Genomic DNA, 19,165 nt, shown 5'->3' with positions numbered 1-19,165 from the left:
ATGGTTGAGGAAGTAGAACGCGATGAAAAAAACGATCCAAGATTGTCTATACATTTTGCTTGGTTCCCTGATTTTTTCAATTGGGATCAACTACTTTACGATCCCAAATCTGTTGTCAGAAGGCGGCATTATCGGCTTGACAGTGATTTTTCACTACTTGTTCGATTGGTCGCCAGGGCTTGTCAATTTTGCCCTTAATACCGTGCTTGTTTTAGTAGGAATTAAGTTTTTAGAAAAAAGAACGATTATCTATACACTATTTTCGATTTTTTCCTGTTCATTATTTTTGTTTTTAACAGAAGAAACGGGAAAACGGCTAACGGATGATACGCTGTTAGCGGCCATCTTTGCCGGTTTATTGGTTGGGAGCGGCATTGGGGTGATTTTTCGTGCAGGCGGCACCTCTGGGGGAACAACGATATTAGCGCGAGTGGCAAACCAGTTTTTAGGATGGAGCATGGGAAAAGGGATTTTAGTATTTGATATGATCGTGGTGGCCTGCTCGGTGTTTATCATTGGGCTCGACAAGGCGATGTATACGCTGATTGCCGTTTATCTTGGCGCGAAGGCAATCGATTTTATCGTCGAAGGTCTAGAAGAAAAGGTCGCCGTCCTGATTATTTCGAATTCGTCGGATTTGGTATTAGATGTGCTGACCAATAAGTTAGCAAGAGGCATTACCGTCTTAGAGGGACGCGGCGGTTATACCGGTAATAATAAGGATGTTCTTTACATCGTGATTAATAAACAGGAAATCGTTCGGTTGAAGAATTTGATCAATGAAGTGGATGAAAAGGCCTATGTGACCGTTCATCATGTTCAAGAGATGATGGGAACAGGGTATAAGGTAGGTAAGAAGCGTCTAACTATTGGATAAAGCACCTTTTTTAGACCCTCGTCTATAAAAATAACTAAAAAAGCAATGCACTTCATTCACATATGAATGGGCATTGCTTTTTTATGTTTTACGGTAGTTGGCATGATGAGGACAATTTTTTCATATGATGGTAGTGTAATGGATGGGCTGTGGAAGACATCCTGAAAGATATTCTCGTTAACTAACACCTGGCTGCCATTTTACAAAAAAAGTTTATTTTATAAAAATAATAAACAAAATAGAACATTTGATGACAAAACTCACAGACATTCTTGACAATATTATAGTTAAATAGGAGTGAGTGCCGTCGATTTATGGGCAAGCCACTTGGTGAAACCATTTCACCCGGTATCATGATGAGGGACCTGTATTTTAGGCAAGCTAACTGAAAATATGTCGGCTCGAAACAATTCCAATTTTTATCAAGTTGGTTTGTCGACATGGATTTGTAACAATGTTATAATGAATTCGATTACATATTTGATTAGTGTGAAAATTTACAACATAGGAGGGGATAGACATGGAACTTAATGTATATCAGAATAATTATCTGATAGTTTTTGTGTTCCTATGTCTTGGTGTGCTGCTGCCAGTGGTGGCGTTATTTATGGGGAAACTTCTGCGTCCGAATAAGCCAAGTGAAGCGAAGAGTACCACATATGAAAGCGGTATTGAGCCATTTCACGATTCTCGTGTGCAGTTCAATGTCCGTTATTATATTTTTGCCCTTATGTTTGTTATTTTTGATGTAGAAACAGTGTTTTTATATCCATGGGCAGTGGCTTATGATAAGCTAGGGATTTTTGCCCTCATCGAGATGTTGATTTTTGTGGCAATGCTGCTCCTAGGACTTGTATATGCTTGGAAAAAGAAGGTGTTACAATGGATTTAAGACTAGAAGATTTTACACCGGAAGAAATAAGAGAATTAGAACAAAATGTGTTTTTTGCCACGCTGGAGCAAATTAAGGCATGGGCCCGGAGTAATTCTTTGTGGCCGATGACATTTGGTCTGGCTTGTTGTGCGATTGAAATGATGGGCACTGGCGGTGCCAACTATGACCTTGACCGCTTTGGAACGATTTTCCGTACGTCACCAAGGCAGTCCGATTGCATGATTGTTTCGGGTACCGTTACGAAAAAAATGGCGCCCATCCTGCGCCGGCTTTATGACCAAATGCCAGAGCCAAAATGGGTAATTGCCATGGGGTCATGTGCAACGGCAGGGGGTCCATATATTAAATCGTACTCAGTCGTTAAAGGGGTCGATCAGATTGTCCCTGTGGATGTGTATATTCCAGGGTGCCCGCCAAATCCGGCTGCGTTAATCTATGGAATTAATAAGTTGAAGGGTAAAATTAGATACGAAGCGAAGACCGGGAAGAAGGTGATCTAACCGATGAGCGGGGAGAAGGATCTCGATCAATTAAAAAAAGAGGCGGCGGAAAAGGCGAAGGCTGCAGCGCTAGCAAAGCGTAAGGCAAAAGAAGCTTTAGATGCTGCCCCACCAAAGGCCGCATCGGAGGATGCACCAGCGGTAGCTTCAACAGCTAGCACAGGCGGTGATGCCGATGAGTTAGCGAAGAAAAAAGCAGCCGCAGCAGCGAAAGCCAAAGCTGCCGTCTTAGCGAAGAAGAAGCGTGAAGGAATTGCGGATGAGGAGGCTCCTGCGGCGGCTCCTGCGGCGGCAGAGACACCAGCACAAACTGCGGAAACCCCATCCGCGGCTGTTGAAACCGATGATCTTGCAAAGAAAAAGGCGGCCGCAGCGGCGAAAGCCAAAGCAGCAGCATTAGCAAAGAAGAAGCGTGAAGGAATTGCAGATGAGGAGGCCCCTGCGGCGGCAGAGACACCAGCACCAGCCGTGGAAACCTCATCCGAGGCTGATGAAACCGATGACCTTGCGAAGAAAAAGGCGGCCGCAGTGGCGAAGGCCAAAGCCGCCGCAGCAGCGAAGCGTAAGGCGATGGAATTAGCGGGCGGTGCGGCTCCAGCAGAGGAAGCATCTGACCAAGCGGGCGATGCAGACGACCTTGCGAAGAAAAAGGCAGCCGCAGTAGCAAAGGCCAAAGCGGCGGCAGCTGCGAAGCGTAAAGCAATGGAATTAGCGGGCGGTGAGGCAGCAGAAGCTGATAGTGCACCAGCAGGTGACGATGCCAAGGCGAAGGCAGCGGCCGCAGCGAAAGCCAAAGCCGCCGCGGCAGCCAAAGCAAAGGCAGCAGCCGCCGCAAAGACGAAAGCAGGCGGAGCAGGTGAGGCAGATGCAGGTGGCGACGATGAAAAGGCCAAAGCGATTGCCGCCGCGAAGGCGAAAGCCAAAGCCGCCGCAGCAGCAAAAGCGAAGGCTGCAGCTGGCGGAAAGGCTGACACAGCCGCCGCACCAACAGAAGCAAAGCCATCCGTTAACCAGCCATACTTGGATAAGTATGTGAAAGTAATCCAAGAACATTTAGGACCAGATGTTTTGGAAGATTCTTATATTAATAAACTATCCAAAGATGTTCCGACACTTGTGGCGAAGAAAGATACATACTATAAGGTGGCTCAATTTTTAAAATTTAATGAGCTCCTAGGATTTGATTATCTGTCTGAGCTGCATGGAACAGATTTTGAAACACATATGGAAGTCTATATTCACTTATATTCATACAAAAACCGGCAATCGGTAGCATTGAAAGTGAAAATTGACCGAGATGAACCAACAATCGATTCCTTGCAGCCACTTTGGGCTGGAGCCAACTGGCCTGAATGTGAAGCATATGATCTACTCGGCATCAACTTTAAAGGACATCCGGACTTGCACCGGATCATGCTTGGAGAAGATTGGGTCGGCCATCCACTGCGTAAAGATTATGAGCCGTATGATGTGGAGGTATAACCAATGATCAGAACAGAAGAAATGTTATTAAACGTCGGCCCGCAGCATCCTAGTACACACGGGGTATTCCGTCTGGTTGTAAAAATTGATGGGGAAATTATTACCGAAGCGAAGCCTGTTATCGGTTATTTACACCGGGGAACCGAAAAATTGGCGGAGAATCTCCAATATACACAGATCATTCCTTATACCGACCGGATGGACTATCTATCGGCGATGACCAATAACTATGTGATTTGCCATGCGGTGGAAACAATGATGGGAATCCAGCTTCCGGACCGTGCAGAATACCTGCGTGTGCTCGCGATGGAGTTAGGGCGGGTTGCGAGTCACCTAGTGGCATGGGGGACTTACGTCCTTGACCTTGGTGCGACAAGTCCATTTATTTATGCCTTCCGTGATCGTGAAATGATTATCAATATGCTGAATGAGTTATCTGGTGCCCGTTTGACCTTTAACTATATGCGTGTAGGCGGGGTAAAATGGGATGCGCCTGAGGGCTGGATTGAGAGGGTAAGGGATTTTGTTCCTTACATGCGCGAGCAGCTTAAAGGCTACCATGACCTTGTTTCCGGTAATGAAATCTTTTTGGACAGGGTAAAAGGCGTTGGCGTCTATACGAAAGAAGAAGCCCTGCAATATTCACTCAGCGGACCAAATCTCCGCAGTACGGGTGTGAAGTGGGATCTTCGTAAAGATGAGCCGTATTCCATTTATGACCGATTTGACTTTGATGTTCCAACATCAGAGGACGGCGACTGCTTAGCACGCTATCACTTAAGGTTGGCTGAAATCAGTGAATCCTTGAAAATTATTGAGCAGGCTGTGGAACAGTTTCCGGCAGAAGGGGACATCATGGCCAAGGTTCCGAAAATTATTAAGGTGCCAAAGGGTGAAGGGTTTGTCCGGATTGAATCACCGCGCGGCGAGATTGGCTGCTATATTTATAGTGACGGGAAAAAGGAACCGTATCGCTTAAAGTTTAGGAGACCGTCATTCTATAATCTACAAATTTTGCCGAAATTACTGGTAGGCGAAAATATTGCAAACTTGATTGCCATTTTAGGGGCAGTGGATATTGTCCTTGGGGAGGTCGACGGCTAATGATTCAAGATTTGCTCCAATCTAGTCCTAGCTGGGCTCACTTTGGAATTTTCTTTATACTTGGTGTTGTCTTGCTTTTAGTCGTTTTAGGTTTCGTTACTTACGGAATCTTAGCCGAGCGGAAAGTAATGGGCTATATGCAGCTGCGCCACGGACCCAATCAATTAGGCGGGCGCTTTGGACTGTTGCAAACTGTTGCGGACGTGTTAAAGCTCTTATTAAAAGAGGATATTATTCCGAAAGCAGCAGATAAGCCATTGTTCATTTTGGCACCGATAGTTGCCTTTGCACCGTCATTTATGGTATTGGCCACCTTACCATTTACCGATAAGTTTCAATTCGCGGATATTGGTGTTGGCTTGCTATATTACATTTCAGTTTCTGGTCTAACGGTGTTTGGCATGCTGCTTGGCGGCTGGGCCTCCAATAACAAATACGCCCTCTTAGGGGGGATGCGTGCGGCGGCACAGATGATTTCTTATGAAATCCCGTTAGTTATGTCTGTGTTAGGGGTCATTCTCTTAGCCGGCAGCTTAAATCTAAATGATATTGTCCTGCAGCAAAAACATGGCTGGTTTATTCTATTGCAGCCAATTGGCTTTATTGTCTTTTTTATCGCTTCGATAGCGGAATTAAACCGGACGCCTTTTGACTTGCCGGAATCAGAAAACGAACTCGTTGCCGGTTATTTCGTAGAGTTTGCCGGATTCCGCTGGGCGTTCTTCATGCTTTCCGAGTATGTTTACGTATTTGGGATGTCAGCATTGACTACGGTTATTTTCCTTGGGGGATGGCTGCCGCCATTTGCGTTCCTTGGTTTTATCCCAGGGGCCGTATGGTTTGCCCTTAAATTCTGTTTCGTCGTGTTTCTTTATTTCTGGATCCGGAGTACGCTACCGCGTTTCCGCGTCGACCGATTGATGGAATTCGGCTGGAAAGTTCTATTGCCCATCGCACTAGCCAACATCTTCCTAACCGCTCTCATCAAATCACTATTCTTTTAATGGTGCCCTTGATGGGGTCGTCACCAATAGTAGTATTTAGACTGTGAAAGTGGTGCAAATGGTGCCTGTCACCATAAACAATATTTAGACTGTCAAAAGGGGTGAAAAAACGTGCTTGGAGTATTTAAAGGCTTGAAATATACCCTGAAACAATTATCGCGCGAGAAGGTTACGTACGATTATCCTAATGAGCCGCTTCCGTTGCCGGACCGCTTTCGTGGCATTCAGAAGTTCTATCCGGAAAAGTGTATCGTCTGCAATCAGTGTATGAATATCTGCCCGACAGAATGTATTGATCTGACAGGGAAGAAGCATCCGGACCCAACGAAAAAGGGGAAAATCATCGACACATATGATATTAACTTCGAAATCTGTATCCTATGTGATCTATGTACAGAGGTATGCCCGACGGAAGCCATCGTCATGACCAATAACTTCGAGCTCGCCGAGTACAGCCGTGACATGTTATTTAAAAACCTAGAATGGCTGGATGAAAACGACGAAAACGTGCGGCAGGTGAATAAACCATGACACTTTCAGGCGAATTCCTCGCCTTTATGGGACTCGCACTTGTTGCGATTATCGGCGGGGTTCTCTTGTTAAACCTGAACAAAGTAATTCATATGGTCGTTGCTCTGATTTTCACGTTCGTGGCCATCGCTGGAATTTACGTGCTGCTTTCAGCCGAGTTTGTCGCAGTCGTGCAAATTTTAATTTATTCAGGGGCGATCACCATTATTATGCTCTTCGGGATTATGTTAACGAAGCATAACGATGAAAGTGAACCGAAAACAGGCAGATTGCGAAAGTTCCTCTTACTCCTTGGAGTAGTGGGTTTCGCCTTTGCCGTATACATTGGCATTTACAATTTCAATATTGAACCGGTAGCTACGAAACTGCATGAAAATAACACATTGCAAATTGGGCAGGCGCTATACTCAAAATATATTATCCCGTTTGAGTTGACCTCTGTACTGCTATTAGTTGCCCTTGTTGGTTCGATTATCTTAGCCAAAAATGATAAAAAGAAGGAGGCGAATGAGGAATGAGTTCGATTCCCGCTTCAGCCTTCCTGGCACTAGCACTAATACTTTTTTGCATCGGTTTATACGGTGCCTTGACTAAAAGAAACACCGTGATTGTGTTAATCTCGATTGAACTTATGCTGAACGCCGTTAATATTAATCTGGTAACCTTCAGCAAATATGGCGTCACGCCATCCATTACAGGTCAAGTCTTCGCCCTGTTTGCCATCAGTGTGGCCGCTGCAGAGGCAGCGGTTGGTCTGGCGATCCTCATCGCTCTATATCGCAATAAGAAGACCGTCAACATTGACGAAATAGACTCTATGAAAAATTAATGCTCTTATTGGTCTGGCATTTAAGAGACGTTTAACGTAACTCAGGTGGTGCCTGACACCGCCAGAGGAGATTTCCTCAAGCTTTGGGTTTGATCGAGACTAGACAACACCCGAAGGGGGAATCGACAAAATTCGGATGGTACAACTCGCCATCCAAGGGGTTGATAATATTGGAAAATGCATGGCTGATTCCGCTTTTCCCGCTATTATCGTTTTTGATCCTTCTTCTATTCGGTAAGCGGCTGAAAGAGGCGAGCGCCTATGTGGGGATTCTCCTCACGCTCGCATCGCTGATCTATTCCATTTTAGTATTATTCGAGCGCTTTACAGAGCCAACCTACGGAATCAATTATGAATGGCTCACGATAGGAGATCTGCATCTTACAGCGGGCTTTGAAGTCAATCAATTAAATGCATTAATGCTGGTGATCGTATCGCTCGTCAGTTTCTTAGTACATACATACTCGAAAGGGTACATGCATGGAGATGAGCGCTTCTCAGTATTCTATGCCTATTTAGGATTATTCACCTTTGCGATGCTAGGATTGGTGATTTCGCCAAACCTACTGCAAACCTATATTTTCTGGGAACTTGTCGGTGTGGGATCCTTCTTATTAATCGGTTTTTATTTTTACAAAGAAGAAGCGAAGGCGGCCGCCAAAAAGGCATTCATCATGACCCGAATTGGTGACGTCGGCCTGTTTATCGGGATGATCCTTCTTTTTTGGGAAACCAAAAGCTTTGAGTACAGCGTAATATTCCATTCCATCGAAGCGGGCTCGATTCCGACATCGATGATTACCCTGATTGCCATCTTAATCTTTATTGGGGCCGTCGGTAAATCCGGTCAATTCCCGCTGCATACCTGGCTTCCGGACGCGATGGAAGGTCCAACACCTGTTTCGGCCTTAATCCACGCAGCTACCATGGTTGCTGCCGGGGTTTACTTAGTCGCAGCACTCTTCCCACTGTTCTTAGCGAGCAAAACAGCCTTGCTGACGATCGCTGTGATCGGCGCATTTACCGCTATTTTTGCAGCCAGCATTGGACTTGTGCAAACCGATATCAAACGAGTGCTTGCTTACTCAACTGTTTCACAGCTTGGCTACATGATGTTAGCGTTAGGCTCGGCAGGTTATGTCGCAGGGGTATTCCACTTAATGACACATGCCTTCTTTAAGGCCTTGCTTTTCTTAGCCGCAGGTTCCGTCATCCATGCTGTCAATACGCAGAACATCGAAGAAATGGGCGGGCTTTGGAAAAAGTTAAAAATAACCGGACCATTATTTTTAATTGGAACACTCGCCATCAGCGGAGTACCGTTATTATCCGGTTTCTTCTCAAAAGACGAAATTTTAGCGGCGGCATGGGAAGGCGGACATCCGATCCTATTCTTGCTTGCCCTCATTGCAGCCTTTATGACGGCATTTTATATGTTCCGCTTGTTCTTCCTAGTTTTTACAGGGGAAGCACGAGGCGAGCAAAAACATGTACATGAATCACCGTCCACGATGACGTTCCCAATGATCGTTCTAGGTGTGCTCGCCATCATTGGCGGTTATGTGAACTCGCCATGGTTTGGAACATTCCTTGGTGATTGGCTTGTGGACGGCAATGAAGCACTTGCCCAACATGCCCATTCAGAGGGTCCGGTTTGGATCATGATTGCTGCAACGCTCGTATCTCTAGCAGGCATCTTCCTTGCCTACTTGATGTACTATAAGCGCTCAGTTTCCCGCAACTGGTTAAGCGGTGCAGGGGATACGTTACACAGTATTTTATACAACAAATATTTTGTAGATGAATTTTATCAATATACAGTTGTCATCGCTTCGAAAGCGATTAGCTACTTCTTGCAGTTTATTGATGTGTTCCTAGTTGAAGGACTAGTCAAAGGCGTGGTTGGAATAATCCAAGGACTGGGAAGAGCAGGCTCCAAACTCCAATCCGGACAGGTTCAAACCTATGGAGCGGTTGCCTTTATCGGGCTCGCACTGCTCGCCGTCATTTTTGCATTAACAGGGGGGTACTTACGATGAACTTACATGCTGTTCTTCCAATCCTAGTATTCTCCCCAATACTCGGTATCATCGTTTTGGCACTAATGCCAAAAACAGTTGACATACCAATCAAAATCGTTGGCTTCCTAGCCACATTGCCGCCACTATTATTGGCGCTTGCTTGTTATCTTCATTTTCAATTTGGCAAAAGTCTCGGAGCCTTCTCTGTTGCCAAAGAGTGGATTCACTTCCGCGGCATGGGGACCGAAGAGCCTTACTTTGCGGTCAACTTTGAACTGGCCCTAAGCGGCTTTCAGCTTCTGCTTGTCGTCTTAACCGCCGTAGTGGCAACCCTATCTGCGATTGCCGCTGCACGGTTTATTAAAAAGGAAGTAAAAGGCTATTTCATGCTCTTCCTCTTGTTGGAATTCGGTATGCTCGGTGTGTTCACCGCTGAAAACTTGATTTTATTTTTCATATTTTTCGAGGTTACCCTCATCCCAACGTTCTTCTTAATCGGGAAATGGGGCTATTTTGAAAAAGAAAAAGCGGCATTTAGTTTCTTAATCTACAACGGATTCGGCTCTGCCGTCCTTCTTATTGTGATTATGATTCTATTTGCCAAAACAGGTACCACCAATATGAATACGCTGGCGCAAATAATGGCAGACCCGAGTGCACCGCTTTCCGGTGACTTGAAATTGGGCTTACTGATTGGGCTGTTAATTGCTTTTGGTGTCAAGTTGCCAATCTTCCCATTGCATAGCTGGATGCTAAAGGTACACGTACAGGCACCGCCATCCGTTGTTATGATTCACTCTGGGATTCTACTAAAGATTGGTGCGTACGGTTTAATTCGTTTTGGAATGGGGATTTTTCCCGGGCAGTTTAAAACTCTTGCGACGCTGATTGCGGTCCTTGGAGTGATTAACCTCCTCTACGGGGCGTTCCTAGCGTTCATTCAAACAGATTTTAAAATGGTTTTGGCGTATTCGTCGATTTCCCACATGGGCATCGTGTTGATTGGCCTTGCGGCGATGAATACAGCTGGAGTGCAGGGCGCTATTTTCCAAGTGGTCTCGCACGGTTTGATTTCGGCCTTATTGTTCTTCCTCGTCGGTGTCTTGTACGAGCGTACCGATACCTCGCTGCTTGAAAACCTTGGCGGGATGGCGAAAGGGATGCCGCGTGCGGCAGGCTTCCTGCTTGCTGGCGGGATGGCTTCACTCGGACTTCCGGGTATGTCCGGTTTCGTCAGTGAATTTATGGCTTTCCTAGGGCTGTTCAAGGAAATACCGTGGCTTGCCGCCGTCGGAACGATTGGCATTATCATGACCGCAGCGTATGTATTAAGAGCCGTTTTAGGGATTACTTTCGGCAAAGCACATCGTGAATTTACCGGTGTCATTGACGTAAAAGGCGTGGAATTGGTACCCGTTGTGGTTTTAATGCTATTAATCGTGTTAATCGGAGTATATCCAAGTGTTCTAAGTTCTCCGCTGCATACAACACTAGAAACGATCATGTTAGGGTTAGGAGGGTGATGAAGGATGGATTTAGCGACATTGAAATCATTTAACTGGAGTGTCATGACACCAGAGTTCATCATCCTCGGTGTGGCTGCAGCGCTAACATTAATTGATTTGTTTTTACCGAAAAAACAAGACCGCCGCTTCCTTGGCTGGATTGGAATTCTCGGGATATTGGCAGCGATCATATCGGTTGTATCGCTACTCAATACGCAAGCAACAACGATTTTAGATGACAGCTTTACATTGGATGCCTTTGGGAAAGCCTTTAAATTAATTCTGCTTGTCGGCGCAGGACTTGTCATGTTCCTTGCTGTCAGCTATGAGGCAAAGGAAGGCATGGAAGATTACCGCGGTGAGTTCTATTATTTATTTTTAGCCGCTTTGCTCGGTGCCATGGTGATGACTTCAAGTGGGGATTTAATTACGTTATTTATCGGGTTGGAATTGTTATCTATTTCTTCTTATATCTTAGCGGGCATCCGCAAGCATAACTTAAAATCAAACGAGTCGGCGATGAAATACGTTATCAATGGCGGTATTTCCACTGCCATCACTTTGTTTGGGATGAGTTATGTTTACGGCTTAACTGGTTCAACCAATCTGACTCAAATTGCGCAAACATTGTCAGCCGTAACAGACGCCCAGCAAGCGTACTTGCTTGGTCTTTCATTCTTAATGATTTTCGTCGGGCTTTCGTTTAAGCTTGGCGCCGCACCATTCCATATGTGGGCACCGGATGTTTATCAAGGGGCACCGACACCCGTTACAGCTTTCTTAAGTGTCATTTCAAAATCAGCCGGCTTTGTGATTGTCATCCGTTTATTGATTTCGGTCTTTTACAACGCCGCACCAACAGGCGCAAACGGTGAAGGCATCTTGTTTAAAATGCACGATTACCTCGCCGTGATTGCGGCGATCACGATGATTGTCGGAAACGTCGTCGCGTTAAAGCAATCAGATATTAAGCGGATGTTCGCTTATTCCAGTATCGCCCACGCCGGGTATATACTGGTCGCGTTAACCACGTTAAGCTCAAACTTGCTGTTTTCTATCTGGTTCTATCTGCTCGCCTATATGCTCATGAACCTTGGTGCGTTTGCGATCATTCAGCTAATCGGTGAACAGTCCGGCTCCACCAAAATTGCTGACTTCGCGGGTCTTTATCGCCGGTCACCGGTTCTCGCTGTCATCATGGGAATCCTCTTGATTTCCTTGGCAGGCTTCCCGGGTACAGCTGGTTTCATCGGCAAGCTAAACATCTTTGTCGGGGCCTTCTACGGCACGCCGCATTATGTTCTGGCATCGATTATGATTGCGACGACCGTCATCTCGTATTTCTATTATTTTGGCGTGATGACGCAAATGTTTTTCCGCCCAGCAAGTGATGAGCGCAAACTGAACATTCCATTCGGCATCGTGGTCGTCTTGCTAGTGGCAGTTGTCGGTTCGGTTCTATTCGGAGTCGCGCCAAACATCGCGCTCGACTTTTTGAATAATTTACAGTAATTTTTTTAAAAAGGAACCTAGGGTCGGTGCTCCAGATTTGGCTGGCCCTGGTACCCGATTATTTCCTGGGGAAATAATTGGGCAAGCAGGTCGGAGGCTTCGGGGGAGGCTTCTGGCTTTGGTCAATAAAAGGGGTAACATAGAAAAAGAAGAGGTTGGGGGACCTCTTCTTTTTGCGTCTAAATGACTAGAATTATAAATTTTGGCTTCGAGAATTGTCCAGCTCCAGCGCCTAGCCCCTCGAGCTCACAAGCCACTCCCAAAAGGAACGCAAAAAGCGTCTTCCTTTTGGGAGCGTCTTATGCTTGTCGGGGCTGACCAAGGCGCTTGCGCTTTTCATCATTCAGACAATTTATCTTTTACTTCTCCGATGCCTTCTTTCAATTTCCCCTTTGCTTTATCCCATTTTCCCTCGGTTTCGGTGGAATGGTCATCGGTCGCTTTACCCCATTGTTCTTTCGCTTCTCCTTTGACTTGATCAAAACGTCCTTTTAATTCTTCCTTATTCATATTGAAATCCTCCTTTTTAGTTGTTGTCTTCCTTTTTGATTTCTTTTTCCACATCATTTTGAATATCTTTAAGATTTTCCTTAGCTTTTGTTAGATGTTGCTTCGCCGTATTGATTGTACTAGTATCAACGGCATCTTTTTGTTGACCATCACTAATGCCGTTATCCTGGTCCACACCATCACCGCACCCGGCTAAACCGCCAAAAGTCAGTAACGCTGTGAGTCCACCAGCTAACAATGTTTTCCTCATTTTGTCCCTCCTTTTGTGGATCGGTTGCTGTGTATATTCCCATGGATTGGAGATATGAAACTTATTTTTTTCTGGGGGGCTAACTTGCGGATAACAGGAGGCAATTTGAGTATAGGCTTAGCCAACTTGCGGATAGCACTCCTCAATTTGCGTGATGATCCGCTGTTCTAAGTTGCGAAAAACACTGCGCAACTTACACCAGATGTTTGAAAAGGAAATGAGGGGGTATACCATCTACCAAACTTACAAAAGGAGCGATGTTGATGAACGTAAATAACATGATTTCTGGTTGGTACATATACACAAATCAGATTCCACAGGTACTATTAGCCCTTCTTGTCCTACTTATCGGCTGGCTAGCAGCAAAAGGAATCGGGAGAGCAGTAACTGCCCTCTTAAAGAAAACAAGCTTCGATAACAAACTATTTTCTAGCGTGGGTCCTAACCGAAAATACTCATCTGAAACCATTATTGGAAAAATCGTTTACTATATGTTATTAGTGGTTGTCTGGATCATCTTTTTCAATATGCTGAACTTACATCTAATTGCACAGCCGCTCGTAAACATGATGACCACCATAACAGGAGCCATTCCATATCTACTAAAAGCAGCTCTTATTCTACTGCTAGCCTGGGTGGCAGCGTATCTATTACGCCTTCTCTTCAGAAAGGGAGCGGCACTACTGCAGTTAGACACCCGGCTGGTTAAATGGAAAATGGCCGAAAATCAAGTCGAAGCACATGATAGTGTGGAAAGAATTGCTCAAGGAATCTTCTATTTTGTCCTGCTGCTATTTTTACCAGGCGTATTGGGCGCTATGCATATCGAAGGCATATCTGGTCCTTTTTCACATGCACTTACGTCTATCTTAGCGTTTATCCCTAAATTATTTGCAGCAGGATTAATCCTATTCATCGGCTGGCTGGTAGCGAAACTTGTGCGTGATATTCTAACAAACTTTTTAAAAAGCTTAGGAGTGGATCATATCGGGGAGCGATATGGTATTTTCAAAAATCAAGAAGGTGCCAATCTCTCTAGCATCATCGGTACTATCGTATTTATCTTCATCTTAATTCCAACGATCATTACAGCTTTGGAAAAACTAGATTTAAAGGGGATCTCTGAACCTGCGATTGCGATGTTAAACCACATCTTGACCTTAATTCCTAATATAGTAGTAGCGATTATCTTAATGTTAGCGGGAATCTGGCTTGGAAAATGGATTGAAAAAATGGTCGTCCAATTGTTGTGGCGTTTACGATTTGATAGTATCTTTCACCAAATCGGGATTGGCTCTTTAACATCGGAAAATTCGAAGTATGGCTTATCACAACTAGTCGGGCTGCTCGCTAAGATTGTGGTGGTATTATTATTCGCTGTGGAAGCCTTACAAATTGTTCATTTAGATTTCTTAGTCACGTTGGCAACTGGAGTGATTGCTTACCTGCCAATGCTGTTAGCTGCTATTTTAATACTGGGAATAGGGTTATATTTAGGACATTTAATAGAGCGCGTTTTACAGAATGTTATTAAAAACACCTACTCCCGCACGCTGGCGACAATTGCAAAATACACTATTTTTGCCATTACCGTGTTTATGGCCTTAGACCAACTCGGGGTGGCACACTCGATTGTTAATGCGGCCTTTATTCTGGTCTTAGGCGGGTTGGCGCTTGCGTTTGGACTTGCGTTTGGTCTAGGCGGAAAAGCGTTTGCCGCTAAATATTTAGAAAAACTAGATGACAAGCTGGATAAGAAAAATCATTAATAACGATAGCAATCCGGAATCCAAACGGGATTTCGGATTGTTATTTTTAAAGGAGGTGTATCGTCAATGCTCTGGTTGAACGTATGTACCATCATCCTTTTAATTGTCTTAACTGGATTTTTTGTCGCGATTGAGTTTGCCATCGTGAAAGTAAGAATATCAAGGATTAACCAATTGGTGGAGGAAGGGGAAAAGCGGGCTGCGGCTGCCAAAAGGGTGGCTACTCACCTCGATGAGTATCTGTCAGCCTGCCAGCTCGGAATCACGGTGACGGCATTAGTACTTGGGTGGCTGGGTGAACCGACAGTGGAGAAGCTGTTTCATCCTGTCCTTGCTGCTTTTCATTTTAATGAGGCTGCTACCCATTTCTTATCTTTTACACTGGCGTTTGTGGCCGTAACCTTTATTAATGTTGTCGCAGGGGAATTGGCGCCAAAGACCCTCGCCATCCAAAAGGCAGAGCAGATTACCTTATGGTTCGCGAAACCAATCATCTGGTTTTATAAACTCATGTTTCCGTTTATCTGGCTCCTAAATCATTCCGCCCGTCTCTTAGTGTATGTTTGGACTAAAGCCGGCCTCAGAGCATGATATGGCCCACTCGGAAGAAGAGCTGCGAATCCTTTTGTCGGAAAGTTATAAGAGCGGGGAGATTAATCGGAACGAATGGCGATATGTGAACAATATTTTTGAATTTGATGAGCGATTGGCCAAGGAAATTATGGTGCCCCGCACAGAAATGTGCTGCATATCGCTGGGCGATACAACCGAAGAGATTGCTCAAAAGCTTCAAAGTGAAAAATTTACCCGATATCCAGTTGTCGAGAGGGATAAGGATCATGTTCTGGGTATGTTGAACGTGAAAATGTTATTAACACAGCGGTTTTTGAATAAAAGCGCTCATCAAGATTGGAAACTCGAGTCCCATATTCAGCCAGTGATAACGGCGATTGAAACGATTCCCATTCATAAATTATTGCTGCTGATGCAAAAGGAACGAACCCATATGGCAATTTTACTCGATGAATATGGCGGTACAGCCGGACTGGTAACGGTCGAAGATATAATCGAAGAAATCATCGGTGAGATAAGAGATGAGTTTGATGGGGATGAAGTGCCAGCCATACGGACTATCAAACCGCGAATCCACTATATAATAGATGCTAAAGTTGCTATTCACAGAGTAAACGAGATACTCCGTATCGCTTTAAGAACGGATGGCATCGAGACGCTGGGCGGCTGGTTTCTAACAGAGAGATCGGCGCGGATCGCCAATGCGGTAGTTATCGCGGAGGGATTTGAGTTTAGGGTCAGCGAATCGGATGGGTATCATATTAAATATATTGAAGTCAAAAAAGCCTCTGATTAGAGGCTTTTTGTCATTGCCTAGAAGATTACTTTTAATAGTTCAACCGCTTTCACTTTTAAGTGAAAAAGTATGTATTAATTCAATGCAAGAAAATTTTTATACTTTAAACATAAGTTGAATCGCTTTTATAACTTGAAAGATTAGGAGGAATATAGATTGGATACATCTTGGCTTGAATTAGAAGGTAAAGTAGCAATTGTAACGGGCGGTGCATCTGGCATCGGATTAAGTATTGCAGAGGAACTAAGAAAAAATGGAGCAAAAGTGATTGTTTCGGACCTGAATGTAGAAGAAGGTCCACAGGATGATGGAACTTATTTTATAAAGTGTGATGTAACGAAAAAAGAAAGCGTTGACCTAATGGTGTCAAAGACGGTGGAGTTATTCGGGTCTGTCGATATTCTCGTCAATAATGCGGGAATCAACCTTCCTAGACTATTAGTAGATGTTAAAGGAGAAAGATCAGAATACGAGTTAAGTGAAAAAGACTTTGATTTCATGGTAGCGGTTAACCAAAAGGGTCCTTTCCTTTGTTCACAGGCTGCCGCCAAGGAAATGCTCAAGCAAAATAAAGGTGTGATTGTCAATATTGCTTCTGAAGCTGGGCAAGAAGGCTCTGCAGGACAAAGTTGTTATTCTGCAACAAAAGGCGCGGTCATTTCTTTCACTCGTGCATGGGCAAAAGAATTAGGAAAGTACAATATCCGTGTGGTAGCCGTGGCTCCTGGAATCATGGAAACGACTGGACTTAGAACAGACGCTTATAATGAAGCATTGGCGTATACCCGTGGTGTGACAGTCGATGGGTTAGCAACCGATTATAGCAAGTCGATTCCTTTAGCGAGAGAAGGAAAATTATATGAAGTAGGTGAGCTTGTTTCTTACCTTGCTTCCGACCGTTCTAGCTATATTACTGGTACAACACTCAATATCTCAGGTGGTAAATCTCGCGGTTAAGACGTGACGGACAAATGCCAATACTGGGAAGGAACAATGCCTATTAACTGTCCATAACATTGTTTTTTAGATATAATTTTGGCATTGGTTTTTAGAAGAAGGTGGTGAGGAAATGTCTGATTTTATGATGGATGAACGAGTTGTTCAAATGATGGAGATGGTAAGAAAGAAAACTTACTGCTCCTTGGAGTATCTCGCTGAAGCAATGGGGGTAAGCACAAGAACCGTTCGAAATTATAGTAAACAGTTAAACAGCGACTTGGAAGGCATCGCATCATTAGTCAATGAAAAGGGGAAAGGCTACCATTTAATCATTGAGGATGAGCTATCATTTGAGAACTTGTTGAAAAAATTCCATTCAGAGAAAAGTCAGCAGGATTCACCGCAAAGCCGAATCGCTTTTATCATTGATCGACTAGTGAACAGCGATGAAATCAGCACGCTCGATGAATTGGCTTTTGAAATGAACATTGGCAGGACAACTCTAGTTAATGAATTAAAAAAAGCATCTGTTGTCTTAGAAACCTATCATCTTTCGATACTTGGTAAACAAAACAAAGGGATTTATTTAAGTGGAGATGAACTGAACCTTCGTTTCTTTATTCTGGATAACCTCTATGATTATTTATATAGCGGTTATCCACTGGATGAAGACATAAAAGAGGAGGTTATACGGATTGCGAATCAGTTTGATTTGGAATCAACCACGCAAAATCGGCTAATCCGTTTTGTTATTATCATGCTTGATCGTTTGTTAAAGGAACATCCGCTTCCAGAAATCTATGAGAAGCACCAGCAACTAATTGATACGAAGGACTATCATCTTGCGTTAGATATAGCTGCCGCGATTGAAAGGCATTTGCCTATAAAAATTCCGCAGCCGGAAATTTTGTTCATTACGTTACCGATTGCCGGACGCAGAACACCGACGAACAATCGGACCATGGCCGACGTAACCGTTACAGAAGATGTGAAAAATCTGTTGGAAAAAATAATGGAGGCAGTAGGCTTTGAAAAGGGAATCTTCCTTGAAAATAAGGAATTCTTTGAGGACCTGCAATACCATTTAACGTTTATGCTAAATCGCTTGATGTTTGGAATGAGGATCACCAACCCACTGCTTATGGATGTGAAGGAAAAATACCCGGTTGCATTCAAAATGGCAGAAATCGCTGGAAATGTGATTGAAGCAGAGTATGGTTTACACGTTTCCGAAGATGAGCTGGGCTACATCGCCTTCTATTTCGGCGTATTCATCGCGCAAAATGAAGTGAAGGTGAAACGCTTACGGCAAGTGGCGGTGATTTGTGGAACGGGCCGTGGTACGGCAAAACTGGTGGCGATTCAGCTTCAACGGGTGTTAAATCTACACACCAAGATCGACTTATTTTCAGAATCAGACGTAACGAAGGAACGGTTAGCCGATTATGATATGATTTTTTCAACGGTCCAGCTTGCATTTGAGACAGATGCCCCATTAATCCAGATCAATGAAATCTTTGATGAAAAAAGCATTTCACAGCAAATTGAAAGAGTGACGTATTTACAGAAATTTAAGCTAAAAGATAAAGGCAATGATCATTCAATTATCAAGCTATTAACCAATGAGGATAAGTACTTCATCTTAGATAGCCAAAAGGATTATCGAGAAAATGTCCGGGTGATGATTGATGATTTAGTCTTGAAGGGCTATCTCGATGAGGGATTTGAGGAACGGTTAAGGGCACGCGCCGAAAAAGGCTCGATGGTCTTTGACCAATACATTGCCTTGCCCCATACGGTTAACCATAACTCTAACACCATTGAGCTGGCACTGGGTGTCTTTCCAGAGAGCGTCATGTCCGATGGGAAAGAAATCAAACTGGTTTTCTTGTTGGGAATTCCGGGACAGACCGATCATGATGCGAGTCTTTTAGTGAAGATTTACGATGAAATCATTCGAATTGCTGCTAATAAACAGCTTGTGAATCAATTGGCTGAGACGACTAGCTATGAAGAACTATCCAGATACCTTGAGCAAGTGAGCAGAACGACATAAATCAATTTGTGA

At 44.3% G+C, this 19,165-nt stretch carries 17 protein-coding genes and 1 pseudogene; 16 read left to right on the top strand and 2 right to left on the bottom strand.

What is annotated here, in order from left to right; translation table 11 throughout:
- The first annotated feature begins 22 nt into the window (after window positions 1-22).
- The 12 genes from JOC76_RS10200 to nuoN all read left to right on the top strand — a co-directional run bounded on the left by JOC76_RS10200 (window position 23) and on the right by nuoN (window position 12,260).
- Complete coding sequence (locus JOC76_RS10200) at window positions 23-877, top strand: YitT family protein (RefSeq protein ID WP_205177491.1); 855 nt, start codon at window positions 23-25, stop codon at window positions 875-877.
- A gap of 520 nt (window positions 878-1,397) precedes the next feature.
- The gene (locus JOC76_RS10195) at window positions 1,398-1,769 is read left to right on the top strand and encodes an NADH-quinone oxidoreductase subunit A (protein WP_205177490.1); all 372 of its coding nucleotides are present in this window, start codon (window positions 1,398-1,400) and stop codon (window positions 1,767-1,769) included.
- On the top strand, window positions 1,760-2,272 hold the full coding sequence (locus tag JOC76_RS10190; RefSeq protein WP_160724171.1) for a NuoB/complex I 20 kDa subunit family protein: 513 nt from the start codon (window positions 1,760-1,762) through the stop codon (window positions 2,270-2,272). The genes JOC76_RS10195 and JOC76_RS10190 overlap by 10 nt, the downstream gene beginning before the upstream one ends.
- Before the next feature lie 3 nt (window positions 2,273-2,275).
- Entirely contained in the window at window positions 2,276-3,754 is a 1,479-nt protein-coding gene (locus JOC76_RS10185; RefSeq protein ID WP_205177489.1) for an NADH-quinone oxidoreductase subunit C, read from the top strand.
- 3 nt (window positions 3,755-3,757) lie between these two features.
- Window positions 3,758-4,858 carry an NADH-quinone oxidoreductase subunit D gene (locus tag JOC76_RS10180; protein WP_205177488.1) on the top strand — a complete coding sequence of 367 codons (1,101 nt, stop codon included), beginning with the start codon at window positions 3,758-3,760 and terminating at the stop codon, window positions 4,856-4,858.
- Window positions 4,858-5,862: an NADH-quinone oxidoreductase subunit NuoH gene (gene nuoH / locus JOC76_RS10175; RefSeq protein WP_205177487.1), complete on the top strand. Its 1,005-nt coding sequence runs from the start codon at window positions 4,858-4,860 to the stop codon at window positions 5,860-5,862. Before JOC76_RS10180 ends, nuoH begins: the two co-directional genes overlap by 1 nt.
- 111 nt (window positions 5,863-5,973) lie before the next feature.
- A complete protein-coding gene (gene nuoI, locus JOC76_RS10170; protein ID WP_205177486.1) occupies window positions 5,974-6,393 on the top strand; it encodes an NADH-quinone oxidoreductase subunit NuoI in 420 nt (139 codons plus the stop codon).
- A complete protein-coding gene (locus tag JOC76_RS10165) occupies window positions 6,390-6,911 on the top strand; it encodes an NADH-quinone oxidoreductase subunit J (RefSeq protein WP_205177485.1) in 522 nt (173 codons plus the stop codon). The genes nuoI and JOC76_RS10165 overlap by 4 nt, the downstream gene beginning before the upstream one ends.
- A complete protein-coding gene (nuoK, locus tag JOC76_RS10160) occupies window positions 6,908-7,222 on the top strand; it encodes an NADH-quinone oxidoreductase subunit NuoK (protein WP_205177484.1) in 315 nt (104 codons plus the stop codon). The genes JOC76_RS10165 and nuoK overlap by 4 nt, the downstream gene beginning before the upstream one ends.
- A gap of 167 nt (window positions 7,223-7,389) precedes the next feature.
- Window positions 7,390-9,261 (top strand): NADH-quinone oxidoreductase subunit L, encoded by a 1,872-nt coding sequence (gene nuoL, locus JOC76_RS10155; RefSeq protein WP_205177537.1) that lies wholly within the window; start codon window positions 7,390-7,392, stop codon window positions 9,259-9,261.
- Window positions 9,258-10,766, top strand: a complete 1,509-nt coding sequence (locus tag JOC76_RS10150; protein ID WP_205177483.1) for an NADH-quinone oxidoreductase subunit M — start codon at window positions 9,258-9,260, stop codon at window positions 10,764-10,766. Before nuoL ends, JOC76_RS10150 begins: the two co-directional genes overlap by 4 nt.
- A gap of 6 nt (window positions 10,767-10,772) precedes the next feature.
- Entirely contained in the window at window positions 10,773-12,260 is a 1,488-nt protein-coding gene (nuoN, locus tag JOC76_RS10145; protein ID WP_205177482.1) for an NADH-quinone oxidoreductase subunit NuoN, read from the top strand.
- A 339-nt stretch (window positions 12,261-12,599) separates the two neighbouring features.
- Here nuoN and JOC76_RS10140 read toward each other — a convergent pair whose 3' ends face one another.
- Window positions 12,600-12,770 (bottom strand): CsbD family protein, encoded by a 171-nt coding sequence (locus JOC76_RS10140; protein ID WP_205177481.1) that lies wholly within the window; start codon window positions 12,768-12,770, stop codon window positions 12,600-12,602.
- 16 nt (window positions 12,771-12,786) lie between these two features.
- Window positions 12,787-13,020: a hypothetical protein gene (locus JOC76_RS10135; RefSeq protein ID WP_205177480.1), complete on the bottom strand. Its 234-nt coding sequence runs from the start codon at window positions 13,018-13,020 to the stop codon at window positions 12,787-12,789.
- 263 nt (window positions 13,021-13,283) lie between these two features.
- On the opposite strand from JOC76_RS10135, the gene JOC76_RS10130 reads away from it, so the two are divergent.
- From JOC76_RS10130 to JOC76_RS10115, 4 genes and pseudogenes are all read left to right on the top strand, one after another.
- Window positions 13,284-14,789, top strand: a complete 1,506-nt coding sequence (locus JOC76_RS10130; RefSeq protein ID WP_205177479.1) for a mechanosensitive ion channel — start codon at window positions 13,284-13,286, stop codon at window positions 14,787-14,789.
- Between the two features lie 66 nt (window positions 14,790-14,855).
- Window positions 14,856-16,158 (top strand): annotated as a pseudogene (locus JOC76_RS10125) (hemolysin family protein).
- A 156-nt stretch (window positions 16,159-16,314) separates the two neighbouring features.
- Entirely contained in the window at window positions 16,315-17,115 is an 801-nt protein-coding gene (locus tag JOC76_RS10120; protein ID WP_205177478.1) for an SDR family oxidoreductase, read from the top strand.
- 112 nt (window positions 17,116-17,227) lie between these two features.
- Window positions 17,228-19,153 carry a BglG family transcription antiterminator gene (locus JOC76_RS10115; RefSeq protein WP_205177477.1) on the top strand — a complete coding sequence of 642 codons (1,926 nt, stop codon included), beginning with the start codon at window positions 17,228-17,230 and terminating at the stop codon, window positions 19,151-19,153.
- Window positions 19,154-19,165 lie beyond the last annotated feature (12 nt).

Origin of the sequence: Neobacillus cucumis, assembly GCF_016908975.1 — a bacterium.
Taxonomy (GTDB): domain Bacteria; phylum Bacillota; class Bacilli; order Bacillales; family Cytobacillaceae; genus Neobacillus; species Neobacillus cucumis.
The sequence above is the reverse complement of the archived record's forward strand: the minus strand, read 5'-3'. Positions and strand labels throughout refer to the sequence as shown.

Bases quoted from the DNA above. Each gene is read 5' to 3' on its own strand.
- JOC76_RS10200 (WP_205177491.1), top strand. From the start codon at position 23: ATGAAAAAAACGATCCAAGATTGTCTATACATTTTGCTTGGTTCCCTG.
- JOC76_RS10195 (WP_205177490.1), top strand. From the start codon at position 1,398: ATGGAACTTAATGTATATCAGAATAATTATCTGATAGTTTTTGTGTTC.
- JOC76_RS10190 (WP_160724171.1), top strand. From the start codon at position 1,760: ATGGATTTAAGACTAGAAGATTTTACACCGGAAGAAATAAGAGAATTA.
- JOC76_RS10185 (WP_205177489.1), top strand. From the start codon at position 2,276: ATGAGCGGGGAGAAGGATCTCGATCAATTAAAAAAAGAGGCGGCGGAA.
- JOC76_RS10180 (WP_205177488.1), top strand. From the start codon at position 3,758: ATGATCAGAACAGAAGAAATGTTATTAAACGTCGGCCCGCAGCATCCT.
- nuoH (WP_205177487.1), top strand. From the start codon at position 4,858: ATGATTCAAGATTTGCTCCAATCTAGTCCTAGCTGGGCTCACTTTGGA.
- JOC76_RS10165 (WP_205177485.1), top strand. From the start codon at position 6,390: ATGACACTTTCAGGCGAATTCCTCGCCTTTATGGGACTCGCACTTGTT.
- nuoK (WP_205177484.1), top strand. From the start codon at position 6,908: ATGAGTTCGATTCCCGCTTCAGCCTTCCTGGCACTAGCACTAATACTT.
- JOC76_RS10150 (WP_205177483.1), top strand. From the start codon at position 9,258: ATGAACTTACATGCTGTTCTTCCAATCCTAGTATTCTCCCCAATACTC.
- nuoN (WP_205177482.1), top strand. From the start codon at position 10,773: ATGGATTTAGCGACATTGAAATCATTTAACTGGAGTGTCATGACACCA.
- JOC76_RS10140 (WP_205177481.1), bottom strand. From the start codon at position 12,770: ATGAATAAGGAAGAATTAAAAGGACGTTTTGATCAAGTCAAAGGAGAA.
- JOC76_RS10135 (WP_205177480.1), bottom strand. From the start codon at position 13,020: ATGAGGAAAACATTGTTAGCTGGTGGACTCACAGCGTTACTGACTTTT.
- JOC76_RS10130 (WP_205177479.1), top strand. From the start codon at position 13,284: ATGAACGTAAATAACATGATTTCTGGTTGGTACATATACACAAATCAG.
- JOC76_RS10115 (WP_205177477.1), top strand. From the start codon at position 17,228: ATGTCTGATTTTATGATGGATGAACGAGTTGTTCAAATGATGGAGATG.